The organism is Rickettsia endosymbiont of Seladonia tumulorum (assembly GCF_964030815.1).
GTDB lineage: Bacteria > Pseudomonadota > Alphaproteobacteria > Rickettsiales > Rickettsiaceae > Rickettsia.
Genome location: NZ_OZ034963.1, coordinates 597,147 through 614,802, shown reverse-complemented (window position 1 = coordinate 614,802; position 17,656 = coordinate 597,147). Strand labels below are relative to the sequence as shown.

Below are 17,656 nucleotides of genomic sequence, written 5' to 3'. Positions count from 1 at the left end.
GATTGCCACGCGGTCTACGACCGCTCGCAATGACGATTTTAATAATACTCCAATTTTCTCCAGACACTACTGTGCGAAAGCGAGAATGACACCGAAGCCATGCAACAAACACGTTTGTTTGATTTTCTTTAAAGTAGTAAGTAAAGCACGTTGCTCTTGCTTTTCTATGCCAAATAATTGTTCTTGAAAAGCAGGATAATTCATATCTAGTAATATTTTAGTCATTTTGTACCAAATCTACTATTTCATCAAAATTTTCATGCCTTTTATTTATTTCTGCCCATTTTATAGCTCTATCAATTATCTCATTGTTATTTTTATTATAAAGCCACATTTCATTATCAGGAATAAATTTACCAGGTTTAATTATTATAGTATATTTGTGTGTATAAAACAATAGGAGTTATCACAAATCCATTATCAACTTAAATTTTTCACCATTACCGATAATTTTACTATCTGTGTTATAAATAATTGGATCATTAATTTTCTTATGACCGAATCTATCAGTTTTAAATACCGGTACTTTTAAATTATTTGCAAAATTACGCAGCACTAACATTGTGAGTTTAGAATCTTTATCAAACGTGCCAAATATTATAGCCTTAATATTTTCAAGTAATCCAGCTTGTTTTAATTGTATTAAAGCACGATCTAACTGATAAGGAGCTACATTTATATCTTCTAAAAAAAGAATTTTATCAGCGGTTTTTATTTGCCATCTAGTCCCTATACTACTTAATACCATAGTTAGGTTACCGCCGGTTAGCTTGCCGCTAACAAGTTCGGTTGGTTTGGCTACATTGTTAAGAGCTGCTAAATCATTTATGACCGCTTGTTTTACTTTACCTTGCAATATTTCAGCAAGTTTTATAAAGTTACCTTGATCTTGTTCAGGTTTTAGCAAACCAGCTACATTAGTACCATGTATTGTTTTCCATCCCCATTCTTGCGATAAGAAAAGATGCAAAGCCGTTATATCACTATATCCTATAAAAAATTTTTTCTTATTTGGTTTTGGAAGTTTTAATAAATCAGGAATTAATCTTGCAGAACCATAACCGCCTCTTAAACTCCATACTATATTGCTAGATTCATTATATAAGGCATCTTTCAAACAATTAAATCTTATCTCATCAGTACTTGCTAAAAATGGTAAATCACCTTTGCTAAAACATTTAGCCGGCATATTTAAGTTAAGAGTTTTGATACTTTTTAAATCAGATAAAGTTTTGCTATCAGCACCTGAAGCCGGTGCAACGACATTAATTGGAATATTTTTTAATAATTGAGGTATTGTAGCTTGCGAAAAAGCTGATAATGAAGAAAATAGTAATATTAATGAAATTAAATTTTTAAGTTTCATGATATTTATTATTAGAGTTTTACTATTATGTCATACCTAGCTAGGAGTGGCTTCGTTGCATGGCTCTTATGTCATTCTTAGCAACGGCGGGAATCCAGGAAAAAAAGTATACATAAAGCAAGTTTTTAAAGTTAAAAGCTCGATTTATGCTGGATTACCGCCATTGCTAAGAATGACATACAGGGCATTTTCCAAGCCATACAACAACGCCAGTTTTTCCTTAAAATGAGAACGTAAGGCAAGCCTTATGATAGAATTTTAAGCTGAAAAATCTAAATAAGAATGCTGATCACCACCCATAATATTCATTTCTTCACTTTTAAATTGATCAATATTAAAACCAAGATACTCTTCAAATATATCACTTGTTCCTATTCTTTCGGATATTGCATTTGTTTCATCAAAGTTTTTAGAATCTTTAAAATAATCATAAGCTAGTTTCAATGTTACTTCTTTTTTCATAACTTCACTAGTGTCAGATGGTAACATTTTTAAAAGAAAATCAAATTCTTTAGTATTTTGATTATATAATAATTCTAAGAATTTCTTAACTTCAACTTCTTTACCATTAATAAGCGTTACTTTCTCGCCAAGTAATTCTTTCGAAATTTTTAATGAAGAAGCTGTATAATTAGTATTAACAATTTGTTCTTCTGGTTCAGGTAAACTTTCTGGAGCTTTCAACTCAACATTTAGTATAGTCTCTTGATTTTGACGGTCCTGTTCTATTTTATTGTCAAAAGAACAATATGGATTTGTTACATCGTATTTTGTAAATAATTCTTTTGTTGAGATACCATTCCATTTTGCAGCATAGTTTCCCATATTTTTAAGAGCAGTACCAACACATCCGTCGGGGTTAATATCTAATTTTTTTGCTGTAGTCATATATGCTACTACACTACCAGGATTTAATTTTGAAAAATGATCTTTAAATTCATTCGTTACATCATTTAGATTATTGCTACGTTTTGTTTCTATTAAAGCTTTTAATACTAGCTTAGCTTGTTCGCCCTTTTCTTGATTGTCCTCTCCTGAATTAGAGGTACTTGCTATCCATCTATATTTAACTGGTTCTTGTTCATTAAGAGGGTTTAAAGGATGTAATGTCAAAAGTCTCTCTATTTTCATGATTAATACCTAAACTGCTAAGCATTTCCTTAATATTGTGTACGTTATTATCATTATCATTAGAGAATTTTTTGACTTCTTTTTCTACTTTTTTACCAAATTTTTTTTGTTCTTTTCCTAATGGCATAACTTTCTCCTTAACTTACTAATTATATACCCGCACCATACTCATATTTTATGATTATGTCAAACAAAACATTAACATAAATTAACTTTTTGGTATATCACAAGCGTGTAAATCCTGTTTAAACTTGAATGTATTATTTTTATTCAAAATTGTACGATAAATCTGAATATTTTCAAGAACTCTTTGAACATAATCTCTTGTTTCTCGGTAAGGTATAAGTTCCATCCAATCAATAACTTTTCTCATATCCTTGATATTCCTTGGATCACCAAATCTATCTATCCATTTTGCAACATTGTGACTGCCAGCATTATAAGAAGCAATCGATAAAATGTAAGATCCACGATGATCACCCAGTAATTGTTTAAAATGATGAGTACCAAGTTTAATATTATATGCAGGATTTCTAGTTAAATCTGCTACACTACATTTAAGACTTATAGATTTAGCGGTTTCACAAGCAGTTTTATCAATAAGCTGCATTAAGCCCCTAGCATTTGCACTACTTACCGCTTTATGATCGAAAACAGATTCTTGCCTAATAATCCCATAAGCTAAATGGGGATCAATAGGAAGCCCTGCTAGATTATAAGGAGTTGGGAAAGCACAATTTGGAATGAAAATATTATTTTGAGCAGCAATTTTTGCAACATCAACCATATAGTTAGCATTATTAGTTGACTTAATAATGTTTGTGATTACTAAAATTTCAGCAGGGTTTTTAGTCTCTTTAATAGCAGCTTTAGAATATATAACAGCTAATTTATTTTTATCATATTTAACTAATAATCTTATTGCTTTAATAATATCTTTATTTTCAATAGTTTTTCTTTCTTCATTACTAACTATAGGTACAGGAGGCAATACTAAATTAGTTTTATTTAACTCAATATTTGCTACCTGACCATAAAAGGTAAAAGAGTATTTAGCAGCCTGTTCATAAAATTGTTTAGCAGTTTGTTTATTGCCTTTCGCTTCATAACTTCGTCCTAACCAATAATATCCACGTGCTAAACTAATTGGAGTTTTAACAATTTTGATAAATTTATTAAAATGTGCTAATGCCTGATCAGGCTTCTTTAAAAAGCTTAGAGACAACCATCCAGCCATCCACTCCTGCTCTCTTATCGTTTCAGGACAGGTAGCAAAAGGCAATGATGCTATTTTATAGCTATTAGCAAAATCTTTATAATCGATAAATTCACGAGCATAGTAGAGCTGCAAGCGACACCATTTAGCAAAATGCTTACGATTATTCTTTGCTTTCTTAAATAAAGTAATAATTTCACCAGTTGGTTTTTGCTTTTTCTTAGAATCTAAATAACGATATAACAGACCAGAAGTATAATATTTTTCAGGGGCTTTTCTGAAAAGCTTTTCAACATTTGGCGATTTATTTATAATAGCAATTTGAGCTCTAAAGGAGTTTTGACAATTACGATCTACATATTTTAGTGATTGCTCAGCTGATCTAATATCAGACTTCCAAAGATGTTCTTCTATTCGTTCTAAATGATCATTTGTGGTTAAATATTTCTTCCATCTGCTATAATATGCACTTTCTTCTTCAGGGCTAAAATCTGCATATATCCAAGCATCTTTAATAATAGGCAATAATATTTTTTGATCATTAACTAAGCTACTTGCAGCCAATGCATAATATTTATAACCTTTACCAGTAAGGGGTGGATGCTTACTAAACCATTCAAAAATGGTTTTTTTATTTGTATTGCTATTTAAGTATCTTTCTGCTTTTTCTTCTAATAGCTTACTTTGAGGCCAATTTGGATTATCGCACAAAAACTTAATTACTTGCTCAAAGCTATTATTCGGATAATCGCTATCTAAAAATCTTTGCGAAACAACAATTTTTGTTAAAGCTTTGTTATTTAATTCCCTAGCTAACTGCTCTGCCTGCGACCAATTTTTTTGATCTACATATAAAAAAACTTGCCCAATATTATTGTCAGGCTCAGCAAATACTTTAAAACTTGCTGCTAATGAGAGCAAAATAATAATTGATAATTTTTTTATTATTTTCATATTTTTTAAATATATTAAGTTTTTCTATCATCCCATGATTTATTAGGCATTGCCAGCGTGGATCGGTTTTTCCTCTGTCATCCCGTGATTTATGAACTAGAGCCAGTTAAAAATACTAATAAAATTAGTATTTTTTATTATTTTTTAGATGCCGTGGTCAAGCAACTAGATGACAATTAAATATTTATAGTTCTTTTATCTACCCCAAGAGCTGCTTCTTTGATTGCCTCGCTTAAAGTTGGATGGGCGTGGCAAGTTCTTGCTATATCTTCCGCAGCTGCACCGAATTCCATATAAGCCGTAAGCTCTGCTATTAGAGTTCCTGCATCAGCCCCGATAATATGAGCTCCTAAAACCTTATCTGTTTTACTATCGGCAAGAATCTTCACCATTCCTTCAGTTTTACCTACTGCTCTTGCTCTACTATTGGCTAAGAATGGGAACTTACCCACTTTGTAGCTAACGCCTCTTTCCTTTAATTGCTCTTCAGTTTCACCAACGCTTGCTACTTCTGGGGAAGTATATATTACGCTTGGGATCAGGTTATAATTTACATGACCCGCCTGCCCTGCCATAATTTCGGCGGCAGCTATCGCCTCTTCTTCAGCCTTGTGTGCAAGCATAGCACCTTTTACAGCATCACCGACTGCGTAAATGTTTGGTACAACAGTTTGGAAATGTTCGTTAATCTCGATTCTACCTTGTTTATCTGTAGCAATGCCGACAGCTTCAAGACCTAAATTTTGCGTGTAAGCTTTTCTGCCGACTGCCATAAGTACTACATCCGAAGTTATTACAGAGCTTTTACCACCCTCCTCGATTGTAAGGTTAACTTTACCGGATTTTACTTCCGCAGATAATACTTTAGTATTTAGTTTAAATTCTATTCCCTGTTTCAGTTGAAGCTTCATAAATTGGCTAGCGACTTCTTTATCAAGCATTGGTACAATACTCTCAGCATATTCTACCACTGTTACCTTAGAACCTAGACGCCTCCAAACAGAGCCAAACTCTAAACCGATATAACCGCCGCCAACTACTATTAAATTTTCAGGCACTTTTGAAAGCTTTAAAGCACCGGTCGAAGAGACGATAAATTCTTCATCAATCTTAATATTTGGGATTTCTATTACACTAGAACCGGTAGCAATTAGGATATTTTTAGCCGAAATCTGTTCGCCACCTACTTCAATAATATTATTAGATATAATTTTAGCTTCACCTTTTATTCTGGTAATTTTGTTTTTAGCAAATAAACTTTCTATACCTTTTGTAAGGTCTGAAACCACTTTATCTTTATTAGCGAGCATTTTTTGTAAATCTAGCTTTACTTCCGCATTAATACCAATATTCTCAAAATGCTTTAAAGCTTCTTCATATTTTTCAGAAGAATTAAGCAGTGCTTTAGAAGGTATACACCCTATATTTAGACATGTACCACCAAGCGTATCATTTTTTTCAATGCACGCTACTTTCATACCAAGTTGTGCGGCTCTTATACTACCAGTATAACCAGCAGGACCGCTTCCTATTACTACTAAATCAAATTCTTGCATATATACCTTATAAATATTATCAATAACTGTATGTCCTTTATGTCATCCCAACATACACGTCATTGCGAGGAGCATAGCTTTGATGCAATCTCAGGACGCATGACAAGATTGCCGCGTCAATGCTACGCATTTCCTCGCAATGACGTATACACAACTCACAATAACAAACCCATATTAAACCCTAAAAATACAGCATTCTAGTTCTTATAACAACTTTAATCTTATACTATTTTTACTAGGTGAAGCAATAAAACTAATTAAGGTAATGTTATCTTCGAAGCTATTTTTATGGTTTTGTAGCAAAGAATACATTTTTTTAGAAATAGCATAATTTTGACGTAGAATTAACGAGTTTGACTCGCCTATATTTTTTATTTCTCTCATTAATTCTAATGGATTATCAAATTTCAGCTCTATATTTTCGTAATCAACAATTACTTCATCGAAGCCTGCTTGTGATAATAAGATTGGAACGTGATCGAAATGAATAAAAGGCGAGATATGAGGAGAATGTTGAGAGCTGCTTTCTATCTCGAGTTCTATTAAAGATTTACGCAAATTTTGAAGACTGCTACCTCCAATAAAATTACCGATAAAAACACCATCATTTTTTAGGAACTTTCTTATATTAAGCAAAAAACGCTGTACGTCATTTATGGAGTGTAAGCCTAAGGAATAAACTATTAAATCAAATGAATTTTCTGGAAGTTCTAAATGCTCCTCATCAATACATAACTTATTATTATGCTCAAATGAATCAAGCAACGTCTTAGACATATCAGTTGCAGTAATTTTAGCATCCTTGTAGATAACCTTTAATAATTTAGTCAGATAACCACACTTAGCTGATATTTCCAAAATATTAGAAAAATTTTTATCGATCATTTTCAAACGATCAATTAGATCGTCTGCTACCTGCTTCATAAACAAGCTGTTACTAATTCCAACTACTGCATTATTGCGGTTATTTTTTATATTTACTCTATTGAATATATAACTCTCTCAATTTATCTTATATTTTTCTTTTACTTTCTTTTCTAAAATTGCTTTCTCTTCTACCATCCAATTAATGATAGGTGGTAGATCACCATTTATGAGATCCTGAATACGCTTTCTTTTTCTTGCAGTATGAATATCATCACCCCTAATTCTTTCTACTATTTCAAAATTATCCCTAATACCTTTAATTTTAATCTGATCATCAGGTAATGAAATTTGTAATTTTTTCTCTTTTATGTGCTGTTTTCGTTTTTCTACTAAATCGCTATCACTACAATTATAATTTTCAGAAATATTTATCAAAATTTTAGTTGGTACGCTCTCTGATTTCTTATCTTCTGCTAAAGTTTTATAACTATTGACACATAATAATGCTACCAATATAAATTTTCTAAACATAATACCTACCTATTATATTGAGTTTATTAAAATAAATTAATAAATACAAAATGCAAGTATTAATGAGTAATTAATTATTTATTATGTGAGGGTAACACAGCATTATTATAATATCTTTGTTTATAATATATTTTATAATTTTCACTTCTTATATTATTAAACAACTGTTCTTGTTGTTTTTTAATTTGATAGCTTAAGGAATTAGGCTTAATATTACTGGTTTGAAAATTGTCTTCACAAAATTTTAAAAAACCTGAAATTAACGTCTCTACTCTCTGAGCATCAGTTTTTCTTTCACTAAATTGCATAGAAAAATTGCTAGGATTATTATGATCTAAATAAAATTTTCTATATTCTTCATAAATTCTATTTTCTTTTTTAACCTGTTTTTCTGAAAAAGAAAATTTTCTTTCAAATAATTTATGTATTTCGGTGCAATCACTCCATGGCAATTTTATAGTTTCTTGCTCTATTACTATATCTTGAGTAGTTTCTGTAACTTGAATATCGTTAAAATCGGCATTAATTTTTACTGCACTTACTAATATTACAAAATATATTATTGATTTAATATTCATAAATTTAGTTAATTTTAACTGGGATCGGGACCATAATACTACTTTTATATCTTTTATTACTAGTAAAAAATGGCTTTTTCTGAACTTTATTATTACTGACTACAGCCTTATTTACTAAAATATCCTCACTATTATTTAAGTAACCATGCAACGATGCTTTATAAAGTGCCATATTACTTGCTATTTTTACTACATCCTGTTTATATTTAAAACCCAAAGAATGAGTAGCTGAATGGTAATGGGCTATAGCTTTATGCCAGTTCTTAAGCTGATCATACTTTGAACGTAGAAATTCTGCACCATAACGAATATTATTATTCGGCTCAAATGCCTGATCAAGAGAGTTAAAAGCCCCTAAATGATGCCTTAAATTAATCTGCATACATCCAACATCAATACTTTCACGCCCTCTTATAATTTCTTTTCTTACAAAATTTACTGCCTCTCTTTTAGTATTAAAGTAATAACCTTTACCCTCAACATTAACAGTCCAAGGCCATACTACTCTAAGATTGCGAGTTTTATGTTTTTTACCTGACTCTTTTAAAGCAATTGAATGAAGCGTGTTAGACGGGATATTAAATTTTTTTTCAAAATAAGGGAAAAGTTTAGAACATTTTAAAGACTCAGCTATTTCAGGATCAGCAATAGCTATTGATGAAAAGAAGATATAAGGAATTGTGAAGATCAATAACTTAACAAACATTTACCCTAAATTACTTTATTATTTTTGGATAAATTAACGTAACATAACTTTTCTAATTAAGCAAGAAAAGTTATATTACAAAAGACTAAATAATTATTCTAGATTATTGACGCCTGTGTTGCTTTCTACTTCCCCTAAGGTTTTTAATACTTGCTCTAATTGTTCTAATTCAGAAAATGGATTTATTAATTCGACTTCTAGTATTTTTGTATTATTGCTTAAGGCTAATTCTGGCTGCTTATAAAATATCTCTTCACCTGATTCGGTAGGTTTTACAATATCAAATCTTACCTTAAATTCTAAACCCAATCGATATTCTTCATCGCCACAAATTCTATAATCATTAACTATGATTTTAAATATTTCTGCTTTCGTTAGATCGTTCTTAGTTGTATATAAATCTTGAACAAAATATTCTAATATTTCCCTTAACTTTTCTTTAACTTCTATAATATCTTCTTTTGATTTTTCTTTAATCTGCTCTAATGATATTTGGATATCTTGAAACTTTTCTTCTCTGTTATCAATATTATTTTCATTATTAGTAAGATCTATAACCTCATTTATTATATCTAAATAATTTGTAAATTTGGGCTTTTTATTATTCGCTGTTGCTTTTTTTAATATGCTAATTAAAGACTCTCTCACAGAATATATCCTTTTTTAAATTAAGTTTAAGTTTTAATACCACAAAATATGGTATTAATTTTTGGAAATGCAATATATGAATATTATTAAGATTTGTCAATAAAACAGATGGTTAAAAAAAATTTAGGAGTTTTTAAGACATAAAGTAAAATGCCATAACTCTCTTTATAAGACAAAAAAAGTTATGACATTAAACTTTTAAAAGATTGATTTAAGTTAAATAAGAAAAATCACCTAAAGAATTAACTTCTTCACTAGTATGTGTATTTTCATATTCTATTATAAAATCTTTTAATATCTGCTCAGATGCTTCAGCTGATTGTCCTCCAAATAACTCCCCCAAATACTCAAAAGGATTTTTAGGAACATTTAACATAATTTTAATTAAGGGATATCTTAAATCATCAGATAAGCCTATATCAATAGCACGAATATCTGTTGCTAATTTGTTATATTTATTACAAACTTCTGAATCTTTAAAAAAACCTTTTTCTAAAATTGAAAGATTCCCATAATATTTAAGCAATTCTTTGGTAAGCTCTTTTGCTTCTGTTAAAAGATAGTTTTTATAGCTTCTGCATCTAATCCCATCTCTGTTAAATTCTTTAACTCTTCATTATAATTTTTTAATAATTCGTTGATACTATTAATCTTCCCTTTAACATCAAGCGGAGGATTTTGAGCGTTATTTCCTAATCCTGATTGTTGTGGCTCTGCTTCAATCTGAACTTCAAGGGTGTTAAATTGTACTCCTAATACCACAAATTCACTATCTTCAACAAGTGCTTTATATTCTGCATATGCTTTCATTACAGTTGGATATTTTTTATGGCTATCAGGAATAGCAAATAAACCTTGTTCTTTTTTGTCTGTTTCTTCTAATAATATATTAAATACTTTAGACTTGAGTGGATCATTTCGAGTTGCTTGTAAATTTTGCGACATAAGATCTAATATCTTTTTACCACCTGCTATGTCTTGCTTACCATCCCAGCCTCTACCTAAACTTAAGTAAGTTACTCCTTTCCCTTGAGCTTTTTCTAATATCACTGACAAGGTTTCCCATACATGGCTAGCATTTCTACCTACTGCTTCCAATTCAAGAGCAACTTCTGTGAATTTAATAGGTAATGTATAAGGTATTGTACTATTTACAGAATTAAATATAGATAAGCTTGTTCCCTCAACTGTCGGATTAAAGTTTTTTACTGCTTTAGCAAATAATGGGCTATTTTTAACTATCTCAGGTAACTTTTGAAGAGCTTCAAAACCCCCAAAGTCATTAAGACTCCATTCTTTATTATCTCTAACAATTTTAACTAAATTTTCTTTAAGGTTATGAATTGAATATTGCTGCATATTTAAATACTCCATATGTTTATAAAGACGTGGCGGCAAAAACCATAAAATACGGTTTTATTAATTTTTGTAAAGATATCATATTCTAATTTATTAATATATGTCAAGAAAAACCATGAAACATGGTAATTTATTTCGTATTTTTACCACATTTTTTAAAAAAATAACTCACTTTAAACTACATTATTAACAAAAATTCATAATCAACTATAAAATTTAATTATTATTAATAAATAGTAATTTATTTATAAAGGCATTTATGGCAGAAAATGAAACTGAGCAACTATCTTCTAAATTCTTTAATATCCTTAAAGATACTGATCTAACTAAAAATGCAAATATTCAAGCTTCAAGCGACAATTTAGCTAATTCTATTATAAATATTAATAAGGAATTAAATTCAGAAACAGATACAGCTTATTTAAATGAAATAGAAAAGATCAACAAAGAAATTCCTGACTTTAAAGAAAAAAAGCTAGCTCAAATGCTAACGGTTATAAAAGATACTTTACCATCTATTCAAAACCCTGATGTAAAAGAAATTTTAGATATACCATTAATTGAATATTTGGCAGAAAAACAATCTAAAGAATATAATCAAGAAAAAGAAAATTTTGAAAAACGAGGAAAAGTTGTCCCAAAAGCTGTTTCTGATCTTATACGTGATAGGAGGGTTGCAAATGTTCAAGAATTTAAAAAAGAGGCTGATAAAAGTGAGGGAGTATCAGGAGGATATATAGCAGATGAACAGGCAACACATAACACTTTTATGCTTAAACGGTTTTATAAGAAAGGAGCAGATGTAGAAACAACTCAACAATGGATGGATCGAAATGACGCAGTACGTGAATTAATCGGCGGTAATATGTATGAGCAATTATTATATAATCGTGCTCCTAAAGAAGAGTTAGTAACTGGCTATGCAAATTCTAAATTGCCTGATTTTGTTTCTAAAATTTTATACGTACGTTCTAAATTTTTAGAGAATAGCGAACATTTAGGAGATGTATTAGAACAAACTAAGACACCCAAACTATCAGGCTTTGAAAAAGCTATTGCCGCCTCTCATATATTAGGTGAATCGGATTATCATACTCAAAATTTAATGGTTCAAAATAATAATACTGTAGTAAAGATTGATCATGGAAGATCTTTTATGAATTTTAATAAAGATTTTACTTCAATGCTTAAAGATGCAAATGAAAAGTTTGAACGCTTTGGATATAATAAAAACATAGAAAAAGGACAATTAACATTTAATGTTAAGGAATATAGTAAATCACTAAATCAAATGCTTAATCAACTAGACAATAATCAAATCGATAATATAATTGACCAAAAAGTAGATGAGTTAGTAAAAAATGGATTTGATGCTAAAGGAATATGTCCAGGTAAATTAGATATAAAGGGATTAGATACAAGTGTTATTTTTAATAACGAACAAAAGCTACGAAAATATTATAAAGATAATATTAAAGAAAATCTTTCCAATATGAAAGAAATAGCAAAAAAAGTTGATATAGTGGCAAAATATAGTAACCCTTCACCAGATTTTGAAAATGGTAAATGGTTAAAAGATATGGCTAATTCGCCTATGCAAGATCCGGTAGCGTATGCCGCACATAATGATATTCAAATTGAAGGTAAAAACGCTTTACAATGGGCACATGAAAATAATTATAAAATTGAAATACCAACATCAGAAGTAAAAACTGAAAAAGTAACAGAAAGCCAATGGAGTAAAAATGCAAACGGAAAATGGGAAGAAACTCCAGTAGTAAGTAGAAAAAAAACAGAAAGAATACCGATCCATAGACCCTCTAAAATATATCTTATCTAGAAATCAAGTTGCAATATCAAAATCAGAAAAAGAGTTTCTAAATCAAGCTATAAATTTAGGTATAAAAAACAATTTTGATGAATCTTATAAAGAAAATACACGCTTTAAAGATGATAGTATAGTTAAAAACCTTAATAAAGAAGATAAAGCTATTACTAGTGAAATTGAAAAATTAGCTCAGAAATTTGTAAAAAATAATTCAAAAAATACTATAACAACAGAAGCAATGGAAAAATTATATGATGATACGCTTCAGATAATGAAAGATAAAAAACTGCTGACAGATCAAGATATAGCAACTATTAAAAATGATAAAAGCTTTAAAGAGAGAATTAAAAATACTACAGAATTTATAAATAATGAAAATAAATTTGATATATCAAAAACTGATAAAATCTATTATAAATTAGCAAGATTTTGTAAAAAAATCGGGTTTAAAGGGATAGCAAATGACCTTAAAGCAAAAATCGATCCTGAAACATTAAACAAGATCAATAAATTTGAAAATGTACAAAATATTACCTCAGATATAAGAGAAGTATTAATGAATAATAGAAGCGGAAAAGAAGGAATTCAAACCGCAAGACTTAATAAAATGAATATAAAATTAGATATCCAACCAAAATTAAATACCAAACCAAAAAATCGTAAACAAGAAAGTACTCAAAGATAAGCTATCATATAAATTGGTAATTGACTGATTGGACAAAAAAGTTTATTATCACCTCAAGTTAAATATAGTTAGGACATATATGAAAGTCGTTAGTTCATTAAAATCATTGAAAAAGCGTGATAAAGATTGTCAAATCGTTAAAAGAAGAGGCAAAATTTTTGTAATAAATAAAAAGAATAAAAGATTTAAAGCAAAACAAGGTTAAATATTTTTAAAGTATAGATAAAATGGCGGGACACTCAAAGTTTAAAAATATTCAGCATCGTAAAGGTGCTCAAGATAAGAAAAGAGCAAAAGTTTTTACAAAATTAATCCGTGAGATAGTTACCGCCATCAAAGCCGGCTCTACAAACCCCGATAATAATCCACGTCTTAGAACTGCTTTAGCCACTGCTCGCAGCCAAAATCTTCCTAAAGAAAGAATCGATAAAGCTATTAATAGTGCTAATGATTCCGCTAATAATGAAAATTATACAGAAATTAGATATGAGGGTTATGCACCCGGCGGTATTGCTATAATAGTTGAAGCTTTAACTGACAATAAAAATCGTACTGCTGCTGAGGTACGCTCCAGCTTTACTAAATATGGCGGCAATTTGGGCGAAACTGGTAGCGTTAATTTTTTATTCAAACATTGTGGAGTCATTCAATATCCTCTAGAAATTAGCTCAGCTGAAAATATTTTAGAAACTGCAATAGAAGCAGGAGCAGATGATATAGTTTCAGATGAAGTACTACATACTATATACACCGATATTGAAAATTTTTCTAAGGTCTTAGAATTTCTAACAGATAAATATGGCACTGCTGAAGAAGCTTATATAGGATGGGTTCCTTTAAATACAATAATTATTGATGATAAAGAAAAAGCTGAAAAACTTTTAAAGCTTGTTGATCTTTTAGAAGAAAGCGACGATGTGCAGAGAGTTTTCGGTAATTACGAATTATCAGATGAAATTTACGAGATTTTACAAGGCAGTGATGAATAATATGCAAATAATTATTTTAGCAGCCGGCAAAGGCAGCAGAATGGAGTCTAATTTACCAAAAGTAATGCATGAGGTTGGCGGCGTTCCAATGCTTGAAACAGTATTAAAGAACTCGCTTAAAATAACTGATGATGTAGTTATAGTTTATTCAGAAGATTTAAAAAAATATTTGACACCTTATGAAAATATGTGTCGTTTTGCCTTACAAAAAGAGCCTAAAGGTACAGCTCATGCTACTCATGCAGCAATAGATTTGATTGATGAGAATAAAACTATTTTAGTATTATATGGTGATCACCCACTTATTACTCCAGAATTAATGAATGAATTAGTAGAATACCTAAATTTTAGTAATGCTTCATTAGTAACATTATGTTTTGAAAGAGACGATCCTGCTTTTTATGGTAGAATCTCCATAGATCAAAATGGTGAATTTTTGGAAATAATTGAATATAAAAATGCTACTGAAGAACAAAAGAAAATAAAGCTTTGTAATTCTGGAATTATGGCATTTAATCCTGGAATTTTAAACAAATATTTACCTTTATTTGCTACTAATTTTAGAGATAATAAAGAAGTTTATTTAACAGAAATAGTAAAATTGTGCAAAGCTAAAGAAGAAAAAGTTTCTTATTTATTATCTAATAATCATGATTTGATTGTCGGTGTTAATACTAAAAATGAACTTTTGGAAGCTAACAATATTTTTTCAAATAATAAATAATAAATTAAATTCGTATTTTAGATGGAAACCGCTTTCCATTTAAAATACTCATTATTCATGGATAGATGGCCGAGCGGTTTAAGGCGCACGCCTGGAAAGCGTGTTCACGGCAACGTGTCGGGGGTTCGAATCCCCCTCTATCCGCCAACTAAAATTAAAACTAACTTGATAAGATTGAATATATAATTAGCATTTTTTCTTTTCTCTCTACCGTTATATATTCCTAAAAAAATTGGTAAACAAATATACGGAACTCTTCATTATTTTGAATCTCTATTCGATTATATTATTGATCCAAATAAAAAATTTTAACCTCCGGTAAAAATTCCTATTGACTTTTATATAAAAAGGTATAAGTTCTTTACAATTTAATTTTTTGTAAAGGATTTATGCTAGGTTACGCAAAAGAGCAAAAAAACTTACGTAAAGAACAAAAATAAGCTATAGGATTATTGTCAGTAGGAACATTTCTAGAATATTTTGACCTTATGCTGTATGTTCATATGGCAGTGCTTCTTAATGAGTTATTTTTTCCAAAACAAAATCAATCTGCAGCTTACTTATTATCGGCTTTTGCCTTTTGTTCCACCTTTGCTTTTAGATCTATAGGTGCTTTAGTATTTGGATGGATTGGGGATAAGATAGGGCGTAAAACTACAGTGGTAATGACTTCGTTCTTAATGGCTTTATCCTGTTTTTTAATGTTTATCTTGCCTACTTATGCCGAAATTGGTTTTACTGCTGCTGTAATAGTTACGATTTGTCGTGCACTTCAAGGCATGTCTTCCCTGGGCGAAATAATAGGAGCAGAATTATATTTAACTGAATTAACTAAACCACCCATACAATATCCAGTGGTTGCTTCTTGTGATATATTTGGAAATTTAGGAGCTGCTGCTGCTTTAGGAGTCGCAACCCTTGTAACTATGCAAGGTTTTAATTGGCGATATGCATTTTTATTTGGTACTATCATCGCAGTAATCGGGGCTATTGCTAGAACAAGGCTTAGAGAAACAGTAGAATTCGTTGATGCAACCAAGAGATTAGTAAATAAAATTGAAAACTTTGGACTTAATAAATCAGATATAGAAACTAATATAAATTTAAATGATAAATTAAATATAAAAACTTTATTAGCTTATTTTACAATAGAATCAACTGGACCTATTTGTTTTTATTTTAAATATATCTTATGTGGAGATATACTTAAAACTCACTTTGCTTATACCTCTAGCCAAGTTATTACTCATAATTTTATCGTTTCAATAATCACTCTTATTAATAGTGGTATAGTTACTTATTTAAGTTATAAATTTCATCCTTTAAAAATTTTAAGAATAAGATGGGTAATATTTGCATGTATGGTTTTATTTTATCCATATTTATTGATTAAAATGGATAATGTTTTCCAATTACTTATACTACAAGTACTTATAGGAATGTTTGCTATTAGGGTATTTCCTGCTGCTCCAATTTTTTATAAAAACTTTCCTGTATTTAAAAGATTCAGATGTGTAAGTCTAACTTTTGCTATAGTACGTGCCATAATGTTTGTTTTAACTTCTTTTGGCTTAGTTTATCTAGTTAAAATTTTTAACTACTGGGGGATACTTATATTGTTAATGCCATTTACTATTTTTTATAAAATAGGATTAAATTATTTTGAAAAACTAGAATTCAAGAAAGATACTAATTTAGTAATAAATTAGTATACATATTCTTGCCTTTCCATATGATCAACAGGAAATATAGCATTGTAGCATAATTTATATAAATAATTTTCTAATGCTAAATTTTCTATCAAGAAAGGAATAAGTAAAAAACTTCTCAAAGTTTCCTCTATAATTTTTTGTGCCTTTTCAGGTGATTTAGCACCTAAGGTTTGTACGTTATGGATGCGGTCAAATAGCTTAATTAATACTGTGTCATATCTTTTTTGTTTAACTAATATATTCAGACTTTCTTCAGCGGTAATTTTTCCGTATGGTTTAACTCTGGTCAAACCCTCTACGTGCTTTGCCACTTCTTCCCCGAAGATTTTGGCAATCATTTCTTCAGTTAATGCCGTATCTTCGATAGTATCATGAAGTAGTGCCGCTTGTATCATTACAGATGTGTAAAGCTTAGGTACTTCTGCGGCTGTAAACTCTGCCACCATAATTGCCACTTCAATTGGATGAGAATAATATGGATCGCCTGACTTACGCATTTGCAAGCCGTAATATTCACGGGCATAATATATCCCTTTTTTTATTTCTTCTAAATTTATTGGATTTACTACTTTAGTATTTAAATAGCGAAGTTTATCTAGAAGTTTTTTAGCATAAATGCATTCTTCAAACCTTTCTTTCCAAGAGCTTAAATCTTCCATAAAAGTTTATTTTTAGTTAGTTAAAACAATTTTTGTAACAGCTTATATTCAAAGTTAAAAGTAAAAAGTTATAATAATAAATATTTTTTAAACTTTATGTTGCAAAATTCAGTCATAACTTACTTACAGAAAAGAATTTAAAAAATA

At 29.8% G+C, this 17,656-nt stretch carries 22 protein-coding genes and 1 tRNA gene; 8 read left to right on the top strand and 15 right to left on the bottom strand.

What is annotated here, in order from left to right; all coding sequences use genetic code 11:
• Positions 1 to 66 precede the first annotated feature (66 nt).
• The 7 genes from AAHF54_RS03040 to lpdA all read right to left on the bottom strand — a co-directional run bounded on the left by AAHF54_RS03040 (position 67) and on the right by lpdA (position 6,223).
• The gene (locus AAHF54_RS03040; RefSeq protein WP_341789095.1) at positions 67 to 225 is read right to left on the bottom strand and encodes a hypothetical protein; all 159 of its coding nucleotides are present in this window, start codon (positions 223 to 225) and stop codon (positions 67 to 69) included.
• On the bottom strand, positions 218 to 397 hold the full coding sequence (locus AAHF54_RS03035; RefSeq protein WP_341789270.1) for a hypothetical protein: 180 nt from the start codon (positions 395 to 397) through the stop codon (positions 218 to 220). The genes AAHF54_RS03040 and AAHF54_RS03035 overlap by 8 nt, the downstream gene beginning before the upstream one ends.
• A gap of 9 nt (positions 398 to 406) precedes the next feature.
• A complete protein-coding gene (locus AAHF54_RS03030) occupies positions 407 to 1,366 on the bottom strand; it encodes an LD-carboxypeptidase (RefSeq protein WP_341789094.1) in 960 nt (319 codons plus the stop codon).
• Between the two features lie 258 nt (positions 1,367 to 1,624).
• Entirely contained in the window at positions 1,625 to 2,497 is an 873-nt protein-coding gene (locus AAHF54_RS03025) for a hypothetical protein (RefSeq protein WP_342170191.1), read from the bottom strand.
• Positions 2,451 to 2,624, bottom strand: coding sequence for a hypothetical protein (locus tag AAHF54_RS03020; RefSeq protein ID WP_342170190.1), 174 nt, complete (start codon positions 2,622 to 2,624; stop codon positions 2,451 to 2,453). The genes AAHF54_RS03025 and AAHF54_RS03020 overlap by 47 nt, the downstream gene beginning before the upstream one ends.
• Before the next feature lie 81 nt (positions 2,625 to 2,705).
• Positions 2,706 to 4,667 (bottom strand): transglycosylase SLT domain-containing protein, encoded by a 1,962-nt coding sequence (locus tag AAHF54_RS03015; RefSeq protein WP_342170189.1) that lies wholly within the window; start codon positions 4,665 to 4,667, stop codon positions 2,706 to 2,708.
• Positions 4,668 to 4,843: 176 nt separating this feature from the next.
• Positions 4,844 to 6,223: a dihydrolipoyl dehydrogenase gene (gene lpdA, locus AAHF54_RS03010; RefSeq protein WP_342170188.1), complete on the bottom strand. Its 1,380-nt coding sequence runs from the start codon at positions 6,221 to 6,223 to the stop codon at positions 4,844 to 4,846.
• 39 nt (positions 6,224 to 6,262) lie between these two features.
• On the opposite strand from lpdA, the gene AAHF54_RS03005 reads away from it, so the two are divergent.
• Positions 6,263 to 6,424: a hypothetical protein gene (locus AAHF54_RS03005; protein WP_342170187.1), complete on the top strand. Its 162-nt coding sequence runs from the start codon at positions 6,263 to 6,265 to the stop codon at positions 6,422 to 6,424.
• A 3-nt stretch (positions 6,425 to 6,427) separates the two neighbouring features.
• Here AAHF54_RS03005 and AAHF54_RS03000 read toward each other — a convergent pair whose 3' ends face one another.
• The 7 genes from AAHF54_RS03000 to AAHF54_RS02970 all read right to left on the bottom strand — a co-directional run bounded on the left by AAHF54_RS03000 (position 6,428) and on the right by AAHF54_RS02970 (position 10,912).
• A complete protein-coding gene (locus tag AAHF54_RS03000) occupies positions 6,428 to 7,165 on the bottom strand; it encodes a methyltransferase domain-containing protein (RefSeq protein WP_341789216.1) in 738 nt (245 codons plus the stop codon).
• 60 nt (positions 7,166 to 7,225) lie between these two features.
• Entirely contained in the window at positions 7,226 to 7,621 is a 396-nt protein-coding gene (locus AAHF54_RS02995; protein ID WP_341789089.1) for a hypothetical protein, read from the bottom strand.
• Positions 7,622 to 7,695: 74 nt separating this feature from the next.
• Entirely contained in the window at positions 7,696 to 8,199 is a 504-nt protein-coding gene (locus AAHF54_RS02990) for a DUF2532 domain-containing protein (protein WP_341789088.1), read from the bottom strand.
• A gap of 4 nt (positions 8,200 to 8,203) precedes the next feature.
• On the bottom strand, positions 8,204 to 8,905 hold the full coding sequence (locus AAHF54_RS02985) for a lytic transglycosylase domain-containing protein (RefSeq protein WP_011477242.1): 702 nt from the start codon (positions 8,903 to 8,905) through the stop codon (positions 8,204 to 8,206).
• Between the two features lie 93 nt (positions 8,906 to 8,998).
• Positions 8,999 to 9,553: a hypothetical protein gene (locus tag AAHF54_RS02980; RefSeq protein WP_341789087.1), complete on the bottom strand. Its 555-nt coding sequence runs from the start codon at positions 9,551 to 9,553 to the stop codon at positions 8,999 to 9,001.
• A gap of 211 nt (positions 9,554 to 9,764) precedes the next feature.
• Positions 9,765 to 10,079, bottom strand: a complete 315-nt coding sequence (locus tag AAHF54_RS02975; protein ID WP_341789086.1) for a hypothetical protein — start codon at positions 10,077 to 10,079, stop codon at positions 9,765 to 9,767.
• Positions 10,080 to 10,105: 26 nt separating this feature from the next.
• Positions 10,106 to 10,912 (bottom strand): hypothetical protein, encoded by an 807-nt coding sequence (locus AAHF54_RS02970; RefSeq protein WP_341789085.1) that lies wholly within the window; start codon positions 10,910 to 10,912, stop codon positions 10,106 to 10,108.
• A gap of 259 nt (positions 10,913 to 11,171) precedes the next feature.
• Here AAHF54_RS02970 and AAHF54_RS02965 point away from each other — a divergent pair, with 259 nt between their 5' ends.
• The 7 genes from AAHF54_RS02965 to AAHF54_RS02935 all read left to right on the top strand — a co-directional run bounded on the left by AAHF54_RS02965 (position 11,172) and on the right by AAHF54_RS02935 (position 16,847).
• Positions 11,172 to 12,752 (top strand): hypothetical protein, encoded by a 1,581-nt coding sequence (locus AAHF54_RS02965; RefSeq protein ID WP_341789084.1) that lies wholly within the window; start codon positions 11,172 to 11,174, stop codon positions 12,750 to 12,752.
• A 226-nt stretch (positions 12,753 to 12,978) separates the two neighbouring features.
• Positions 12,979 to 13,425 (top strand): hypothetical protein, encoded by a 447-nt coding sequence (locus AAHF54_RS02960; protein WP_341789083.1) that lies wholly within the window; start codon positions 12,979 to 12,981, stop codon positions 13,423 to 13,425.
• A gap of 79 nt (positions 13,426 to 13,504) precedes the next feature.
• Positions 13,505 to 13,630, top strand: coding sequence for a type B 50S ribosomal protein L36 (gene ykgO, locus AAHF54_RS02955; protein WP_004998227.1), 126 nt, complete (start codon positions 13,505 to 13,507; stop codon positions 13,628 to 13,630).
• A gap of 22 nt (positions 13,631 to 13,652) precedes the next feature.
• Positions 13,653 to 14,414 carry a YebC/PmpR family DNA-binding transcriptional regulator gene (locus tag AAHF54_RS02950; protein ID WP_016948537.1) on the top strand — a complete coding sequence of 254 codons (762 nt, stop codon included), beginning with the start codon at positions 13,653 to 13,655 and terminating at the stop codon, positions 14,412 to 14,414.
• Entirely contained in the window at positions 14,407 to 15,138 is a 732-nt protein-coding gene (locus tag AAHF54_RS02945; protein WP_410525915.1) for a sugar phosphate nucleotidyltransferase, read from the top strand. The genes AAHF54_RS02950 and AAHF54_RS02945 overlap by 8 nt, the downstream gene beginning before the upstream one ends.
• A 59-nt stretch (positions 15,139 to 15,197) precedes the next feature.
• Positions 15,198 to 15,285: transfer RNA gene (locus AAHF54_RS02940), tRNA-Ser, on the top strand.
• Positions 15,286 to 15,590: 305 nt separating this feature from the next.
• Positions 15,591 to 16,847: an MFS transporter gene (locus AAHF54_RS02935; RefSeq protein WP_341789082.1), complete on the top strand. Its 1,257-nt coding sequence runs from the start codon at positions 15,591 to 15,593 to the stop codon at positions 16,845 to 16,847.
• Here the strand turns inward: AAHF54_RS02935 and AAHF54_RS02930 are convergent.
• On the bottom strand, positions 16,844 to 17,509 hold the full coding sequence (locus tag AAHF54_RS02930; RefSeq protein ID WP_342170186.1) for an HD domain-containing protein: 666 nt from the start codon (positions 17,507 to 17,509) through the stop codon (positions 16,844 to 16,846). The genes AAHF54_RS02935 and AAHF54_RS02930 overlap by 4 nt on opposite strands.
• Positions 17,510 to 17,656 lie beyond the last annotated feature (147 nt).